The sequence below is a fragment of the Delftia sp. BGA-UO-ETr-SB1 genome (genome assembly GCF_059567865.1).
Window position 1 is genome coordinate 1,174,384 of record NZ_JCAQOW010000006.1, and the last position, 15,593, is coordinate 1,189,976.

15 protein-coding genes are annotated in these 15,593 nt (G+C 65.4%); 13 read left to right on the forward strand and 2 right to left on the reverse strand.

The genetic code is table 11. The features are described 5' to 3' along the window. Window positions 1-61 precede the first annotated feature (61 nt). From AC57B5_RS24070 to msrQ, 12 genes are all read left to right on the forward strand, one after another. Entirely contained in the window at window positions 62-1,372 is a 1,311-nt protein-coding gene (locus AC57B5_RS24070) for an ABC transporter substrate-binding protein (RefSeq protein WP_043822208.1), read from the forward strand. Continuing rightward, complete coding sequence (locus AC57B5_RS24075; protein ID WP_192368452.1) at window positions 1,369-2,262, forward strand: carbohydrate ABC transporter permease; 894 nt, start codon at window positions 1,369-1,371, stop codon at window positions 2,260-2,262. Before AC57B5_RS24070 ends, AC57B5_RS24075 begins: the two co-directional genes overlap by 4 nt. A gap of 7 nt (window positions 2,263-2,269) precedes the next feature. Further along, complete coding sequence (locus tag AC57B5_RS24080) at window positions 2,270-3,088, forward strand: carbohydrate ABC transporter permease (RefSeq protein ID WP_496400871.1); 819 nt, start codon at window positions 2,270-2,272, stop codon at window positions 3,086-3,088. 45 nt (window positions 3,089-3,133) lie between these two features. Continuing rightward, entirely contained in the window at window positions 3,134-4,192 is a 1,059-nt protein-coding gene (locus AC57B5_RS24085; protein ID WP_034397011.1) for an ABC transporter ATP-binding protein, read from the forward strand. A 64-nt stretch (window positions 4,193-4,256) separates the two neighbouring features. After that, on the forward strand, window positions 4,257-5,681 hold the full coding sequence (gene dalD, locus AC57B5_RS24090) for a D-arabinitol 4-dehydrogenase (RefSeq protein ID WP_454708156.1): 1,425 nt from the start codon (window positions 4,257-4,259) through the stop codon (window positions 5,679-5,681). Between the two features lie 5 nt (window positions 5,682-5,686). Continuing rightward, the gene (locus AC57B5_RS24095) at window positions 5,687-6,631 is read left to right on the forward strand and encodes a carbohydrate kinase family protein (RefSeq protein WP_454708157.1); all 945 of its coding nucleotides are present in this window, start codon (window positions 5,687-5,689) and stop codon (window positions 6,629-6,631) included. Window positions 6,632-6,685: 54 nt separating this feature from the next. Further along, window positions 6,686-7,618 carry an AraC family transcriptional regulator gene (locus AC57B5_RS24100; protein WP_016450966.1) on the forward strand — a complete coding sequence of 311 codons (933 nt, stop codon included), beginning with the start codon at window positions 6,686-6,688 and terminating at the stop codon, window positions 7,616-7,618. 276 nt (window positions 7,619-7,894) lie between these two features. Then, complete coding sequence (locus AC57B5_RS24105; RefSeq protein WP_192368456.1) at window positions 7,895-8,545, forward strand: c-type cytochrome; 651 nt, start codon at window positions 7,895-7,897, stop codon at window positions 8,543-8,545. Window positions 8,546-8,684: 139 nt separating this feature from the next. Beyond that, window positions 8,685-10,868: a cytochrome c biogenesis protein ResB gene (locus AC57B5_RS24110; RefSeq protein WP_013800755.1), complete on the forward strand. Its 2,184-nt coding sequence runs from the start codon at window positions 8,685-8,687 to the stop codon at window positions 10,866-10,868. Further along, window positions 10,865-12,202, forward strand: coding sequence for a c-type cytochrome biogenesis protein CcsB (ccsB, locus tag AC57B5_RS24115; protein WP_088163782.1), 1,338 nt, complete (start codon window positions 10,865-10,867; stop codon window positions 12,200-12,202). Before AC57B5_RS24110 ends, ccsB begins: the two co-directional genes overlap by 4 nt. Window positions 12,203-12,382: 180 nt before the next feature. Continuing rightward, a complete protein-coding gene (msrP, locus tag AC57B5_RS24120) occupies window positions 12,383-13,363 on the forward strand; it encodes a protein-methionine-sulfoxide reductase catalytic subunit MsrP (RefSeq protein WP_496400498.1) in 981 nt (326 codons plus the stop codon). Window positions 13,364-13,376: 13 nt separating this feature from the next. Next, window positions 13,377-13,997, forward strand: a complete 621-nt coding sequence (msrQ, locus tag AC57B5_RS24125; RefSeq protein ID WP_496400872.1) for a protein-methionine-sulfoxide reductase heme-binding subunit MsrQ — start codon at window positions 13,377-13,379, stop codon at window positions 13,995-13,997. Here the strand turns inward: msrQ and AC57B5_RS24130 are convergent. Both AC57B5_RS24130 and lptM read right to left on the reverse strand, forming a co-directional pair. Beyond that, complete coding sequence (locus AC57B5_RS24130) at window positions 13,994-14,821, reverse strand: oxygen-binding di-iron domain-containing protein (protein ID WP_012207382.1); 828 nt, start codon at window positions 14,819-14,821, stop codon at window positions 13,994-13,996. The two genes, msrQ and AC57B5_RS24130, sit on opposite strands and share 4 nt — an antisense overlap. Before the next feature lie 91 nt (window positions 14,822-14,912). After that, window positions 14,913-15,194 (reverse strand): LPS translocon maturation chaperone LptM, encoded by a 282-nt coding sequence (gene lptM / locus AC57B5_RS24135; protein ID WP_080518227.1) that lies wholly within the window; start codon window positions 15,192-15,194, stop codon window positions 14,913-14,915. 12 nt (window positions 15,195-15,206) lie between these two features. Between lptM and cyaY the strand changes: the two genes are divergently transcribed. Next, the gene (gene cyaY, locus AC57B5_RS24140) at window positions 15,207-15,545 is read left to right on the forward strand and encodes an iron donor protein CyaY (protein WP_012207381.1); all 339 of its coding nucleotides are present in this window, start codon (window positions 15,207-15,209) and stop codon (window positions 15,543-15,545) included. Window positions 15,546-15,593: the final 48 nt, after the last annotated feature.

Here is a 15,593-nt window from a genome sequence, read left to right on the forward strand (position 1 = left end):
CAGCCGGGATGGGAGGCGCGGTGATCCAGCATTCGAAGACCAGGGAACAAGGAGACAAAAAATGCACAGCTTGCTCAAGGCCAGCCTCACATGGGCCATGGCCACTGCCGCAGCGGGCGCACTCGCCGGCACCGAACTCGTGATCGCCACCGTGAACAACGGCCACATGATCGAGATGCAAAAGCTCACCCCCCGGTTCGAGAAGGCCCACCCCGACATCACGCTCAAATGGGTGACGCTGGAAGAAGGCGTGCTGCGCCAGCGCGTGACCACCGACATCGCCACCAAGGGCGGCCAGTTCGATGTGATGACCGTGGGCATCTACGAGGTGCCGATCTGGTCGAAGAAGGGCTGGCTGCAGCCCATTGCCACCGATGCCGCCTATGACGCGGCCGATCTGCTGCCCACCATCCGCGAAGGCCTATCCTACGAAGGCAAGCTCTATGCCTCGCCCTTCTATGGCGAAGGCTCCATGCTCATGTACCGCAAGGACCTGGCCGACAAGGCGGGTTTTCAGATGCCCGACAAGCCCACCTGGGAGCAGGTCCGGGAGTTCGCCTCCAAGGTCCACGATCCCAAGGCCGGGGTCTACGGGATCTGCCTGCGCGGCAAGCCGGGCTGGGGGGACAACATGGCCCTGATCACCACCATGGCCAATACCTTCGGCGGCCAATGGTTCGACATGCAGTGGAAGCCGCAGATCGACACACCCGCCTGGAAGAAGGCCGTGGGTTTCTATGTGGACCTGATGAAGGCCTATGGCCCCCCGGGCGCCTCGGCCAACAGCTTCAATGAGAACCTGGCCCTGTTCAACGAGGGCAAGTGCGGCGCCTGGGTGGATGCGAGCATCGCCGCCTCCTTCGTGAGCGACCCCAAGCAATCCAAGGTGGCCGACAAGGTGGCCTATGCGGCTGCACCCGTGGCCAGCACGCCCAAGGGATCGACCTGGCTGTGGACCTGGAACCTGGCCATTCCCTCCAGCTCGAAGAAGGCCGATGCGGCCCAGGTCTTCGTGAAGTGGGCCACCTCCAGGGAGTATGTGCAGTTGGTAGCGCAGGAGCACGGCTGGCGTGCCGTGCCCACAGGAACGCGCCAGTCCACCTATGCCAATGCCGAGTTCCAGAAGGTGGCGGGCTTTGCCGCAGCCGAGAAGCGGGCCATCGACAGCGTGAGCCTGACCGATGCGACCGAGCCCAAGTCGCCCTATGCCGGCGTGCAGTACGTCGCGATTCCAGAGTTCCAGGCCATTGGCATTGCCGTGGGACAGCAGATGAGCGCCGCACTGTCGGGCAAGGTCACGGTGGAGCAGGCGCTCAGTACCTCGCAGACGCTGGCCGAACGCGAGATGAGGAAAAGCGGCTACTACAAATGAGGGCCGATAGGACTCCCGACAGGGCGGCGTCCGCCAGGCGCCTGCTGCCCCGCGCCCTGATGGCGCCCGCCGTGGCCGTGCTGCTGTGCTGGATGCTCGTGCCCTTGTTGATGACGATTTATTTCTCGCTCGTCAACTACAACCTCATGCAGCCGGGCGAGCACCGCTTCGCCGGCTGGGGCAACTACGCCTTCTTCATCACCGATCCGGACTTCCTGCCCGCCGTGTGGAACACGCTGAACTTCCTGGCCAGCGTGGTGCTGATCACCCTGGTGCTGGGCGTGCTGATCGCTTTGCTGATCAACGAGCCGTTTCCGGGGCGCGGCGTCGTGCGGGTGCTGCTGATCTCGCCGTTCTTCGTGATGCCCACGGTCAATGCGCTGCTGTGGAAACACATGATGATGAACCCGATCTATGGCGTGCTGGCCAGCCTGTGGAGGGCCGTCGGACTGCAGCCCGTGGACTGGCTCACCGAGATGCCGCTGCTGTCCGTCATCGTCATGGTGTCCTGGCAATGGCTGCCCTTCGCCTGCCTGATCTTCATCACCTCGCTGCAGTCGCTGGACCGCGAGCAGATGGAGGCGGCGCGCATGGATGGCGCCAACGCCCTGCAGCGCTTTTACTACCTCACGCTGCCCCATCTGGCGCGGCCCATGGCGGTGGTGGTGATGATCGAGATGATCTTCCTGCTCAGCGTGTTCGCCGAGATCGCCATCACCACGGCGGGCGGGCCCGGCAACGAGAGCACCAACCTGACCTACCTGATCTACAAGCAGTCGCTGATGAACTTCGACGTGGGCGTGGCCTCGGCCGGTGCACTGTTTGCCGTGGTGCTGGCCAACATCGTCTCCCTCTTCCTGATCCGCATCGTGGGCAAGAGCCTGGACTGAGGGCATGATGAAAACAAGTTCCTCCACCCTGGTGCGCGCCGCTGCGGCATGGGCCGTGGCACTGCTGCTGTTCTTCCCGCTGGCCTGGCTGTTCCTGACGGCCTTCAAGACGGAACTGCAGGCCATTGCCGTGCCGCCGCTGTTCGTGTTCGAGCCCACGCTGGCCAACTTCGGCGAAGTGCAGCAGCGCAGCGACTACCTGCTGTATGCGCGCAATTCGCTGATCACCAGCCTGGCCTCGACCCTGATCGGCCTGGCCATCGCCGTGCCTGCTGCCTACTCCATGGCGTTCTTCCGCAGCCGCCACACGCGCGACGTGCTCATGTGGATGCTCTCGACCAAGATGATGCCGGCCGTGGGGGCCCTGCTGCCCATCTATATGCTGGCGCAAGGGGCGGGCTTGCTGGATTCGCTCACCGTGCTGGTCATCGTCTTCACGCTGTCCAACCTGCCCATCATGGTCTGGATGCTCTACAGCGCGCTCAAGGACATCCCCAACGAGATCCTGGAAGCGGCGCGCATGGATGGCGCAGGCCTGTGGGCCGAGTTCCGACATGTGGTGCTGCCGCTGGCTGTGGGCGGCATTGCCTCCACCGGGCTGCTGTGCCTGGTGTTGAGCTGGAACGAGGCCTTCTGGTCGCTGAACCTGAGCAGCGCCCGGGCCGGCACGCTGGCCACGCTGATCGCCTCGTATGCCAGCCCTGAAGGGCTGTTCTGGGCCAAGCTCTCGGCCGCTTCGCTGATCGCCATCGCTCCCATCGTGGTGTTTGGCTGGTTCAGCCAGAAGCAACTGGTGCAGGGCATGACCTTTGGCGCCGTCAAGTAGCCGTCCGGCATCCATTTCGCGGCTTTGTGCTGCACAAGGAAAACCATGGCCTATCTGCAACTTCAGGACATACGCAAGCGCTTCGGAGAGGCGCAGATCATCCGCGGCGTGGACCTCGCCATCGAGCGCGGCGAATTCATCGTCTTCGTCGGGCCTTCGGGCTGCGGCAAGTCCACGCTGCTGCGCCTGATCGCCGGGCTGGAGAGCATCACTTCGGGGCAGCTGCTGCTCGATGGGCGCGACATCACGCATGCGCCATCGGGCGAGCGCGACCTGGCAATGGTGTTCCAGAGCTATGCGCTGTATCCGCACATGAGCGTGTACGACAACATGTCCTTCGCGCTGCGCCTGGCCGGCGTGCCGAAAGAGGAGATACGCCGAAAGGTCGGGCAGGCGGCCGAGACGCTCAACCTCACGCCCTATCTGGAACGAAAGCCGCGCGACCTGTCGGGCGGCCAGCGTCAGCGCGTGGCCATAGGCCGGGCCATCGTGCGTGCGCCCAAGGTGTTCCTGTTCGACGAGCCGCTGTCCAACCTCGATGCGGCGCTGCGCGGCAACACGCGGGTGGAAATCCACAAGCTGCACAAGGCGCTGGGCGCCACCACTATCTATGTCACCCATGACCAGGTCGAGGCCATGACCCTGGCCGACCGCGTGGTGGTGTTGCGCGATGGCTGCATCGAACAGGTGGGTGCACCCCTGGCGCTCTACGACCATCCGGCCAACCAGTTCGTTGCGCAGTTCATCGGCATGCCGTCGATGAACCTGATCGCCGCCGGGGCACTGCCCGTGTTCTCCGGGGCCACGCAGGGCCGCCTGCCCGCCGACGGCACGCTGGGCATACGCCCCGAGGCCTTGCGCGTGGCCAGAGCGCAGGTCGCAACCGATGCCGCTGCACAGAGACAGGTCATGGGCCGCGTGGACCTGATCGAGGCCTTGGGCGCCGACACGCTGATCCATGTCAGCGTGGGCGGGGCGCAGCTCATCGCGCGCCAGGCCGAGCGCACGCCACTGGCCGTGGGCGACGCGGTGTCCGTCGCGCTGGACACCGGCTGCGCTCTGCACCTGTTCGACCGCCAGGGACGCACGCTGGCAGGCGCCTGAGCGCTTCGCTCCGAGAGGCTGCCCGGAGCAGTCATCCTTTCTTCCTCATCTCCCTCTGGTCACCATGAACGCGATTGTTCCGCATCTTTCCAGCCCCACGGTGCTGCACCTGGGCCTGGGTTCCTTTCACCGTGCGCACCAGGCCGCTTACCAACAGCGGCTGATCGATGCAGGGGACACGCAATGGGAGCTGGTGGGGGCCAACCTGCGCTCCGACATGGCGCAGACGCTGGAGGCGCTGGCGCGCCAGGGAGGGGCTTACACACTGGAGACGATTGCGCCTGGCGGATCGGTGCGCTACCAACGCATCGAGGCCCTGCGCGAAGTGATCCCCCATGCGCCCGGGCTGGCTGCTGTGATCGCGCGCGGAGCCAGCCCCTGCACACGTGTCATCTCCCTCACCGTGACCGAGGCTGGCTACTACCTCGATGGCAGCGGCGTGCTGGACACCGGCAGCCCGGAGCTTGCGGCCGACATCGGCCGCATGCGCCAGGGGCAGGTCGGAGAGACGATCTATGGCGTGCTGTGCGCCATCCTGCAGTTGCGCCGCTGTGCACATGCCGGCCCGGTCACACTGCTGAGCTGCGACAACCTGCGCCACAACGGCGATCGCCTGCTGGCCGGCCTGCTGGCCTTCATGCAACTGGCGCAACTGCAGGAACTGGCCGAGTGGGCAGGGCACAACATCAGCTGCCCGAATGCCATGGTCGACCGCATCACCCCGCGCCCACCGCCGGAGCTGCGCGAGCGCGTGCAGGCCGCGACGGGCTGGGACGATGCGGCCGCCGTGACGGCCGAAAGCTTTTCACAGTGGGTGATAGAGGACCGCTTCGTCGCAGGCCGCCCGCCCTGGGAGCGCGTGGGCGTGGAGATGGTGTCTTCCGTGGCTCCCTACGAGGAGGCCAAGATCCGCATCCTCAACGCCAGCCACAGCTGCATTGCCTGGGCCGGCACGCTGGCGGGACTGCGCTTCATCCACGAAGGCAGTGCCGTGCCGGCGATACGTCAGATGGCATGGGACTATGTGACGCAGGACGTGATTCCCTGCCTTGCAACACCCGGCAAGGCATCGGCCCTGGACCTGCCGGCCTACCGCGACACCGTGCTGGAACGCTTCGGCAACCCTGCGATACGCGACACCAACCAGCGCGTGGCGGCCGACGGCTTTGCCAAGATCCCGGGCTTCATCGCGCCCACGGTGCGCGAGCGCATCGCGCAGGGCGCGTCCATGGATGCCGTGGCCATGCTGCCGGCGCTGTTCCTGGTTTTTCTGCAGCGCTGGCACCATGACACACTGCCCTATGCCTACCAGGATCAGGCCATGGACCCCGCAGTGGCACACGCCATCTGCGCCGCCACCGACCCCGTGGCCGCGCTGTGTGCCGAAGTGCCCTTGTGGGGTGAGGCCGCGGGCCATACGCATCTGGTGGAGGCGGTCCGCCGTGCCACAGACCGTGTCCATGCTTTTGTCCAACAGGCAGCGAGGTAGAACGCATGCGCATAGCCATCGCGGGCGAAGCCCTGATCGATTTCACCGCCACGGGCGGCCTGGCCTTCCAGGGCCATGAAGGAGGCGCGCCCGCCAACTGTGCCGTGGCCGCCGCGCGGCTCGGACAGGCCACGGGCTTTGTCTCGCAACTGTCGCGCGATCTCTTCGGCGAACGCCTTTTCGCGCACCTGCAGGGCAACGGCGTGGACATGCGCCTGGTGCAGCGCTGCGATGCGCCCAGCACGCTGGCCTTTGTCGAGCATGCGCAAGGCACCAACCGCTATGCCTTCTATACGCAGGCAACGGCGGACACGCTGTGGGCACCTGCCGAGCTGCCCGAGTTGCCGCCCGAATGCCGCTATCTGCAGTTCGGCTCCATCGCATTGCTGCACACCCCTGTCGGGCCGCGCATCCTGGACCTGGTGGCGGCTGAGCGCGGACGGCGCATCATCGTCTTCGACCCGAACGTGCGGCCCACGCTGATCCGCGATGCCCAGGCCTTCCGGCGCGACTGCCTGGGCTGGCTGGCCCAGGCAGACCTGGTCAAGCTCAGCGATGAGGACCTGGCCTTTATCGCGCCCGGCGTTCCGGCGCTGGAGGCCGCCGGGCGCTGGCTGGCGCTGGGTCCCCGGGCCGTGGTGCTCACGCGCGGAGCGGCCGGCGCGACCTTGCTGCGTGCAGGACAGGTGCCTTTGTCGGTGCAGCCGCCGGCCGTGCAACTGGTGGATACCATCGGCGCGGGCGACACCTTTGGCGCGGCGCTATCGGTTGCGCTGCTGGAGCAGGGTGTCGAGCAGCCGGGCCAGTTGCAGGAACTGCCCGAGAGCGCGTGGCGCCAGGTGCTGCGCTTTGCCGCAACGGCCGCAGCGCTCAACTGCACGCGCGCCGGTGCCCAGCCGCCCCGGCGCGCGGAACTCGATGCCGCGCTGGCAGCCCATTGCGGTGGATAGCCGCCGCTGGTGATACTGTTTGCCCATGGCCTCTCCAGAAACCGTCACGCTGCCATGACCAGCCCACGCCGCCGCACACCCCGCCAGCGTCACCCTGAACTGGAGCGCGATTTCGTGCGGACGCCCGCGCTGGGCTATGAGGATATGGAGGGCAGCGGCCTGGTGCGCTGCCTGGCACATGGTTTCCCAAGCCCCCTGGTGCGCTGGCATTTCCATGAGGAGTACGAGCTGCACCTCATCACCGACACCTCGGGCCGCGCCTTCGTGGGAGACTGGATAGGACCCTTCGAGCCCGGCCACCTCGTGCTGTGCGGCCCGCGCCTGCCGCACAACTGGATCTCGTTCGATGCGCCAGATGGGGGCTCGCCTGCACGCGACTACGTGATTCTTTTCAACCACGACCCCATCGCCCGTGCGGCCGAGCAGATCCCGGAGATGCGCGAGGTGCTTCAACTGCTGGACCGTGCGCGCCATGGCATCGAGTTCTTCGGCTTGGCGCAGACGGCGCGCGCGCACTGGGATGCGGTCAGGAGTGCGCGCGGAATGCGCCGCTTCACGGCCTTTTGCGCGCTGCTGTCCGATCTGGCCGAGTGCACCGATTACCGGCTGCTGTCAGCCGTGCAGATGCAGGGCGCCCAGGGCGAGGCCCAGGTGGACCAGATCAACGAGGTGGTCAACCGCATCATGGCGCGCGTGAGCGAGCCGCTGAGCCTGGCCGACGTGGCGGCCGAGCTGGGCATGAGCGAGAGCCGCTTCAGCCGCTTCTTCCGCCGGGCCACGGGCAACAGCTTCACCGACTTCGTCAGCCGGGTACGCATCAACAGCGCATGCCACCTGCTCATGCAGACCGACAGCTTCATCGCCGACATCTGCTACCAGGTGGGCTTCAACAACGTGGCCAACTTCAACAGGCGCTTCCTGGAGATCAAGGGCATGACGCCCTCGGAGTTCCGCCGCCAGGCGGACAGCCGCTTCGGCGCGGGTTGAAGCGACGGGGAAGCGGAATCTGGCGCGCACGGGTGTGGTATTGCGCGCCACATGGGTAGAGCCCTTATTGCCGCGCTGGCACAGATCGATATGCTGGGCTGCGAAAAACATATGTTCAGTACCGAATCCGTGGCCAGTTTGTGACCACGATCAAGGAATATGTTTTCCTCTGTGCGCAGGGGCGAAACCAGGGTTCCTGACGATATCAATCACAGGGGACCCCATTGTAGAATCCGCCGAATTTTGCGCTTTCAACAACAGAACCACGCCCTCGATATGAAGTTGCTTGCCTCTTTGCTGACGGCTGCCATTCTTGCTGCAGCCCCCGCCTTTCCCGCTTTCTCCGCTGGCGAGGCACCTGCTGCCTCGACACAGCCGAAGGCGGCCAAGGCCGACCTGGCGAAGGGCGAGGCCAGCTACACCGCCGTCTGCGCGGCATGCCATGCGGCCGACGGCAATTCCACCATCCCGCTGCAGCCCAAGCTGGCCGGCCAGCATCCCGAGTACCTGGTCAAGCAGTTGCTGGAGTTCAAGGGCGACAAGCGCAAGGACCCCGTGATGAAGGGCTTTGCCAGCATGCTCAGCGAGCCTGACATGAAGAACATCGCCGCCTGGCTGCACACGCAAAAGCCCAAGGACGGCTTTGCCAAGGACAAGGATCTGGTGGCCATGGGCGAGCGCATCTACCGCGGCGGCATCCAGGAGCGCAACATTGCTGCCTGCGCGGGCTGCCACAGCCCCAACGGCGCCGGCATTCCAGCCCAGTACCCGCGCCTGGCGGGTCAGCATGCCGACTACACAACGACCCAGCTCACGGCCTTCCGTGACGGCAAGCGCGGCAATAGCATTCAGATGACGCAGGTTGCTGCCAAGCTTAACGATCGCGAAATCAAGGCCGTGGCAGACTACATCGCTGGCCTGCGTTGATGCGATCCCGGGGCCGACGCGGTTCCCAGGGTAATCACCGGGAACCTATTGCTTTATAGACACCCCAAGCCAGGCGGGTCCATCGCATGAATGCAGATGGTCCCGCTTTTTTCATTCGGGTTTTGGCTTTTCGTTCTTCATGTCAGACAACTCTTCCGGTGCCGCTCTTGCTCCCTCCCGCCCGCAGGCCGCGCGCGCGACCCTGGAGCTGCTGGCATCGATGCGCTTCGCGATCTCGCTGCTGACGGTCATCTGCATTGCCTCGGTGATCGGCACCGTGCTCAAGCAGCATGAGCCGGTGGGCAACTACGTCAACCAGTTCGGGCCTTTCTGGGCCCAGCTGTTCCTCGCGCTCAAGCTCAATGCGGTCTACAGCGCCTGGTGGTTCCTGCTGATCCTGGCCTTTCTGGTGATCAGCACCTCGCTGTGCGTGGCCCGCCATGCGCCCAAGTACCTGGCCGATCTGCGCAGCTACAAGGAAAACGTTCGCGAACAAAGCCTCAAGGCCTTCGGCCACCGTGCGCAGAACGTGGTGCCCGGCAGCACCGAAGAGGCCGCCAGGCGCCTGGGCCAGCAACTGGTGTCGGGGGGCTGGAAGGTGCGGCTGCAGCAGCGCGATACGGCGGCCGGTCCCGGCACGGGGTGGATGCTGGCGGCCAAGGCGGGCGCGGCCCACAAGCTGGGCTATATCGCGGCCCACAGCGCCATCGTGCTGATCTGCCTGGGCGGGCTGTTCGATGGCGACCTCATCGTGCGCGCGCAGATGTGGCTGGGAGGCAAAACACCTTATACCGGCGGTGGCCTGATCTCCGAGGTGTCCGAGCAGCACCGGCTGAGCGAGCGCAACCCCACCTTCCGAGGCAACCTGCTGGTGACCGAGGGCGGCACGGCAGGCACGGCCATCCTGTCGCAGTCCGACGGCGTGCTGCTGCAGGAGCTGCCCTTTGCGGTGGAGCTCAAGAAATTCATCGTGGAGTACTACTCCACGGGCATGCCCAAGCTGTTCGCCAGCGAGGTCGTCATCCACGACAAGGCCACGGGCGAGAAGCTGGAAAAGCGCATCGAGGTCAACCACCCGGCCAGCTACCGTGGCATCGAGATCTACCAGTCCAGCTTTGACGACGGCGGCTCGTCGGTTAAGCTGCGCGCCGTGCCGCTGGAGGCGGGAGCCAAGCCCTTTGATGTCGAGGGCGTGATAGGCGGATCGGACCAGTTCGTGCGCAAGCTCCCGGACGGCAAGGACGAGACAGTGACGCTGGAGTTTGCCGAACTGCGCACCATCAACGTGGAGAACTTCGGCGGTGGCGGCGGGGCCAATGGCAGCGGCACCGATGTGCGCAAGGTGGACCTGAAGCAGGCCATCGACGAGCGCCTGGGCGCGGCCCACAAGACCGTGACCAAGAAGGAGCTGCGCAACATCGGCCCCAGCATCCGCTACAAGCTGCGCGATGCCTCGGGCCAGGCGCGCGAGTTCCAGAACTACATGCTGCCCGTGGACACGGGCGACGGCCAGCGCGTGTTCCTGCTGGGCGTGCGCGACAACCAGGCCGATGCCATGCGCTACCTGCGCATTCCCGCCGATCCCGAAAGCGAGATGGACACCTTCCTGCGCCTGCGCAGCGCGCTGCAGGACCCCAGGCTGCGCGAGCAGGCTGCCAAGGCCTATGTGGCCAAGGCCATCGACGCCTCGCGTTCCGAACTGAGCGGCGCGTTGGCGCAGTCGGCCACCAAGGCGCTGGAATTGTTCGCGGGCCAGACCGACAAGAAGGGACCGGACGGCAAGCCGCTGGGCGGGCTGCAGGCCATCTCGGACTTCATGGAAAGCAATGTGCCTGCGGCCGAGCGCGAACGTGCGGGCGAGGTGCTGGTGCGCATTCTCAACGGCGTGCTGTTCGAGCTGGCCCAGATCGTGCGCACGCAGGCGGGCCAGGCGCCCCTGGAGCCCAGCGAGCAGACGCAGTCCTTCATGACCCAGGCCGTGTTCTCGCTCAGCGATGCGCAGTTCTACCCCATGCCCATGGTCTTCATGCTGCAGGACTTCAAGCAGGTGCAGGCCAGCGTCTTCCAGGTGGCGCGCGCCCCGGGCAAGAACGTGGTGTATCTGGGCTGCCTGTTCCTGATCATCGGCGTGTTCTGCATGCTGTACGTGCGCGACCGCCGCCTCTGGATCTGGCTCACGCCCCGCGATGGGGAAAGCCATGCCGAAATGGCCTTGTCCACCAATCGCAAGACACTCGATGGTGATAGAGAATTCGCCATGCTGGCCGGCAAGCTGATAGGTGCCGAGCCCATCCACAAGAAATCCCCCGGAGGTTCCGCATGAACACCGCCACCACGACGACTTTGACGCTCAACGAGGGCTTCTTCGCCCGCCGCAACTGGTTCGACTGGGTGTTCGCGGCCCTGGTGGCGGCGGGACTGCTGTATGCGCTGCAGCGCTATGGCGAGTACATGGATGTCTACGAAAAGTGCATCCTGGTCGGCACCATTCCCTCGGCCATCTGGCTGGGCTGGTTCTGGCGCCCGCTGCGCGGGCTGATGCTGGTGGTGGCCGGGCTGTCGCTGCTGGCCATCGGGCTCTACCAGGGGCCTGAAGGGGCGCAACTGGCGCGCTCGGACACGGTGTTCGGCCTCAAGTACTTCCTGTCCAGCCAGTCGGCCATCCTCTGGATGAGCATGGTGTTCTTCATGAGCACCGTCTTCTACTGGATCGGTATGTTTGCGCGGGGCGAGGGCACGGCGCTGTCGCTGCTGGGCTCGCGCCTGGCCTGGCTGGCCGTGACGCTGGCGCTGGTGGGCACCATGGTGCGCTGGTACGAGAGCTATCTGATCGGCCCCGATGTGGGCCACATCCCGGTCAGCAATCTCTATGAAGTGTTCGTCATGTTCTGCTGGATGACGGCGCTTTTCTATCTCTATTACGAACAGCACTACGACACGCGCGCCCTGGGCGGCTTCGTGATGCTGGTGGTCAGCGCGGCCGTGGGCTTTTTGCTGTGGTACACGCTGGTGCGCGAGGCGCACGAGATCCAGCCGCTGGTGCCGGCGCTCAAGAGCTGGTGGATGAAGCTGCACGTGCCGGCCAACTTCATCGGCTATGGCACCTTTGCGCTGGCAGCCATGGTCTCCTTTGCCTACCTGATCAAGCAGCAGGCGACAGAGACCCGCTGGTACAAGCTCGCGCCGCTGTGGATGCTGGGTGTGGTGCTGTGCTTCGAGCCCATCGTCTTCCGCCAGGGCGCGACCCAGAACGGCGGCAGCTACTGGATGGTCTACTTCGGCATCTCGGCGCTGATCGTGGCCGGCATCCTGCTGGCGCGCAAGCGCATCGCCGAGCGCCTGCCCAGCTTCGAGCTGCTGGACGATGTGATGTACAAGTCCATCGCCGTGGGCTTTGCCTTCTTCACCATCGCCACCGTGCTGGGCGCGCTGTGGGCGGCCGAGGCCTGGGGCGGCTACTGGAGCTGGGACCCCAAGGAAACCTGGGCGCTGATCGTCTGGCTCAACTACGCGGCCTGGCTGCACATGCGCCTGGTCAAGGGCCTGCGCGGCACGGTGTCCGCCTGGTGGGCGCTGGGTGGACTGGCCATCACCACCTTCGCCTTCCTAGGGGTGAACATGTTCCTGTCGGGGCTGCACAGCTACGGCGAGCTTTGAGCCACGGCAGTGGCAGTGACAGTGGCAAGATAAGGGCAGCGGCATGCGTTCAGGCGCATGCCGCTTTTTCGTGCACCATCGCATTGGTGCCGCAGGGAACTTGCACGCGCCTGCGAGGCTCCCAATCGCCATATCGCCAGCAATAGCGCCCCGTGCCCGCCGGCACACCAGGAGATTCCCATGCTGATCCGCTCCCACGACAACGGCTTCCAACACCCGCAAGGCAGCGAGATCACGCCCCGGGCAGGCTACCTCAAGCGCCGTGCCTGGCTGCAGTACCTGGCCGCAGGCTCGGCGGGCGCGGCCTTGCCCGGCTGGGCGGCGGGCGTGCAGCGCCCCGGCAAGCTGGCGGCGCTGGCCTCCTTGCCTTCCCAGGTAGTGGGCGCAAACACCATGGACCGTGTCACGGCCTATGCCGATGTGTCCCAGTACAACAACTTCTACGAATTCGGGCTGGACAAGGACGATCCCGCCAAGAACGCCCACACGCTCAAGACCAGCCCCTGGACGGTGAAGATCGAGGGCCTGGTCCAGCAGCCGCAGACGCTGGACCTGGATGCGCTGCTCAAGCTCGCTCCACAGGAAGAACGCATCTACCGGCTGCGCTGCGTGGAGGGCTGGTCCATGGTGATTCCCTGGGTGGGCTATTCCCTGGCCGAGCTGCTGCGCAAGGTGCAGCCGCTGGGCAGTGCCAAATACGTGGAATTCGTGACCCTGGCCGACAAGGCGCAGATGCCGGGCCTGCGCAGCGGCGTGCTGGACTGGCCTTACACCGAGGGGCTGCGCCTTGATGAAGCCATGCACCCGCTGACGCTGCTGGCCTTTGGCATGTATGGCGAGGTGCTGCCCAACCAGAATGGCGCGCCCGTGCGGCTGGTCGTGCCGTGGAAGTACGGCTTCAAGAGCGCCAAGAGCATCGTCGCCATCCGCCTGACCGACAAGGAGCCGGGCACGGCCTGGAACAAGGCGGCGCGCAACGAGTACGGCTTTTATTCCAATGTGAACCCCGACGTGCCGCACCCGCGCTGGAGCCAGGCCACGGAGCGGCGCATTGGCGAAGACGGCCTGTTCGCCAAGAAGCGCAAGACGCAGCTGTTCAACGGCTACGAAGCCCAGGTGGGCCAGCTCTACGCGGGCATGGACCTCAAGAAGTTCTATTGATGTGGCCCATGCAATGACGGTGGTGCAGCGTCTTTTGCTGCACCGGACGGCCAAGCCGCTGGTGTTTCTTGTGTGCCTGCTGCCGTTTGCGTGGCTTCTGGCTGGAGCCATTCTGAACACGCTTGGCGCCAATCCGGCCGAGGCCTTGCTGCGCTCCACCGGCGACTGGACCTTGCGCTTTCTGTGCGTGGTCCTGGCCGTGACACCGCTGCGCCAGGCGCTGGGACTGACGGCACTGGCGCGCTTCAGGCGCATGCTGGGTCTGTATGTGTTCTTCTACGCGCTGCTGCACCTGCTGTGCTATGCATGGTTCGACATGGGGCTGGATTGGGGCGAGATCGTGCTCGACATCCCGAAGCGCCCATTCATCCTGGTGGGCTTTGCGGCGCTGCTCTTGCTGACCGCTCTGGCGGTGACTTCACCGCACCGTGTCATGCGCGCCATGGGCGGCAGGCGCTGGCAATGGCTGCACCGCTGTATCTATGCGGTCGCGCCGCTGGCCCTGTTGCATTTCTTCTGGATGCGCGCAGGCAAGAACAACTTTGCCGAAGTTGCGGTGTACGCCGCCATTCTTGCGCTGCTGCTGGCCTGGCGCGTGGTCCATGCACTGCGCCGCCGGCGCGCCAGGAGCTAGCCGGCCACGGCGCGCAGGGCAGGGCGCAGCTGGCGGGTCACGGGGTCGATGTCCGCCATGGGCAGCTGGTAGTTGCGCTGGTCGAACAGATCAATGCCGCACTGCAGGCCTTCCAGCCAGTTGAACAGGTCGGCAATCGCCTTGGCGCCCATGATGGGCGCGCCGTGCTGGGGCACGATCATGTCGATGGGCAGCTGGCGCGCCATCTGCACCCACAGCCGCAGGATCTTGTTGGAGACCATGTATCGGCGGTGAAAACCTTCCATGCGCGCGATGTGCGGCACGAGGTCGGTCACGGGCACCTGCGCCTCGATGCCGTTCATCAGGGACACTCCGAGGTCGCCCGTGAAGAGGATGCGGCTGACCGGGTCGTAGAAGTGGAAGTTGCCTTCGGCATGCAGGAAGTGAGCGGGCAGCAGGTGCAGTTCATGGCGGCCCAGCGGCAGTCGGCCACCGGCGTCCGGCACGCCGATCACGCGGTTTTCAGTCTTGCCGACCTTGGTGAAGTGGGGCGCGAAGCGCTCCCAGATGCGCGAGATCACCAGCTGTGCCTTGGTGCTGGTCATCCAGCGGTCCAGCGAGGCAATGATGTCGGGATCGGCGTGGGAAGCGATCAGATAGGACAGCTTGTGCGGCGCGAAATGCCGCGACATGCCCATGAACAGCTCGTTGAATGCGAGATTGCCGCCCGGGTCGATGATGGCGCCCGTGTCGTCATCGACGATGAGGAACTGATTGGCCTGTATGGCCTGTCCATCTTCCTCGATGAGGTCGGTGAACATCAGGCAGGCGTGGTTTTTGTCTCGGTAGAGCTCTACGGGCATGGCGGGTTGTCGAGGGACAAGAGAAAGTCACTCTAAGCGCCATGCCTGGCCGCGGTGTTGATGTGCATCAAGCCGCGGCGCGGCTGCCGACTCAGTCGGCCTGCTGCTTGCGGGAGTCCGTGGTGCCGGTGGGTGTCGAGCTTTCCTCGACGGCGGCACTTGACGGGCCAGCGGGCAAGGTGGTGGGTGCAGGCGCGGGCGTTGCACGCTCGGCCGGGCTGGAAATGCCCAGGGTCTGCGGCAGTGTGGCGCGGTGGCTGGCCGCCGGCGAACTGGGCAGAAACAGCGGGCCTTTCTGGCCGCAGGCGGCCAGGGACGCCGCACAGGCGCCAAGGGCAATGCACCTGACTAGAATTTGCGAGGCTTTCAACATAAGCGAATTGTAATGACCGACCAAGAATTTCTGGACCTTGCCGAACGACTGCTGCTGGCCGTTGAGCAGGACTGCGATCGCATCAACGATGAAACCGATGCCGACCTCGATGCCCAGCGCGTGGGTGGCATGGTGACCCTGGTCTTTGCCAACCGCAGCCAGATCGTGATCAACCAGCAAAAACCGCTGCACGAGATCTGGCTGGCGGCCAAGGCCGGTGGCTTTCACTACCGCTACGACGCGGCGCAGGGCGCCTGGCTCGATACCAAGGGCGCGGGCGAGTTCTTCGCCAACCTGAGCCGCTACGCCACCGAGCAGTCGGGCCTGGCGCTGCAGTTCTCGGCACGCTGATCCGCCGTTATCGGCAGGCTCCATGAAGAAAGCCCGGCATGGCCGGGC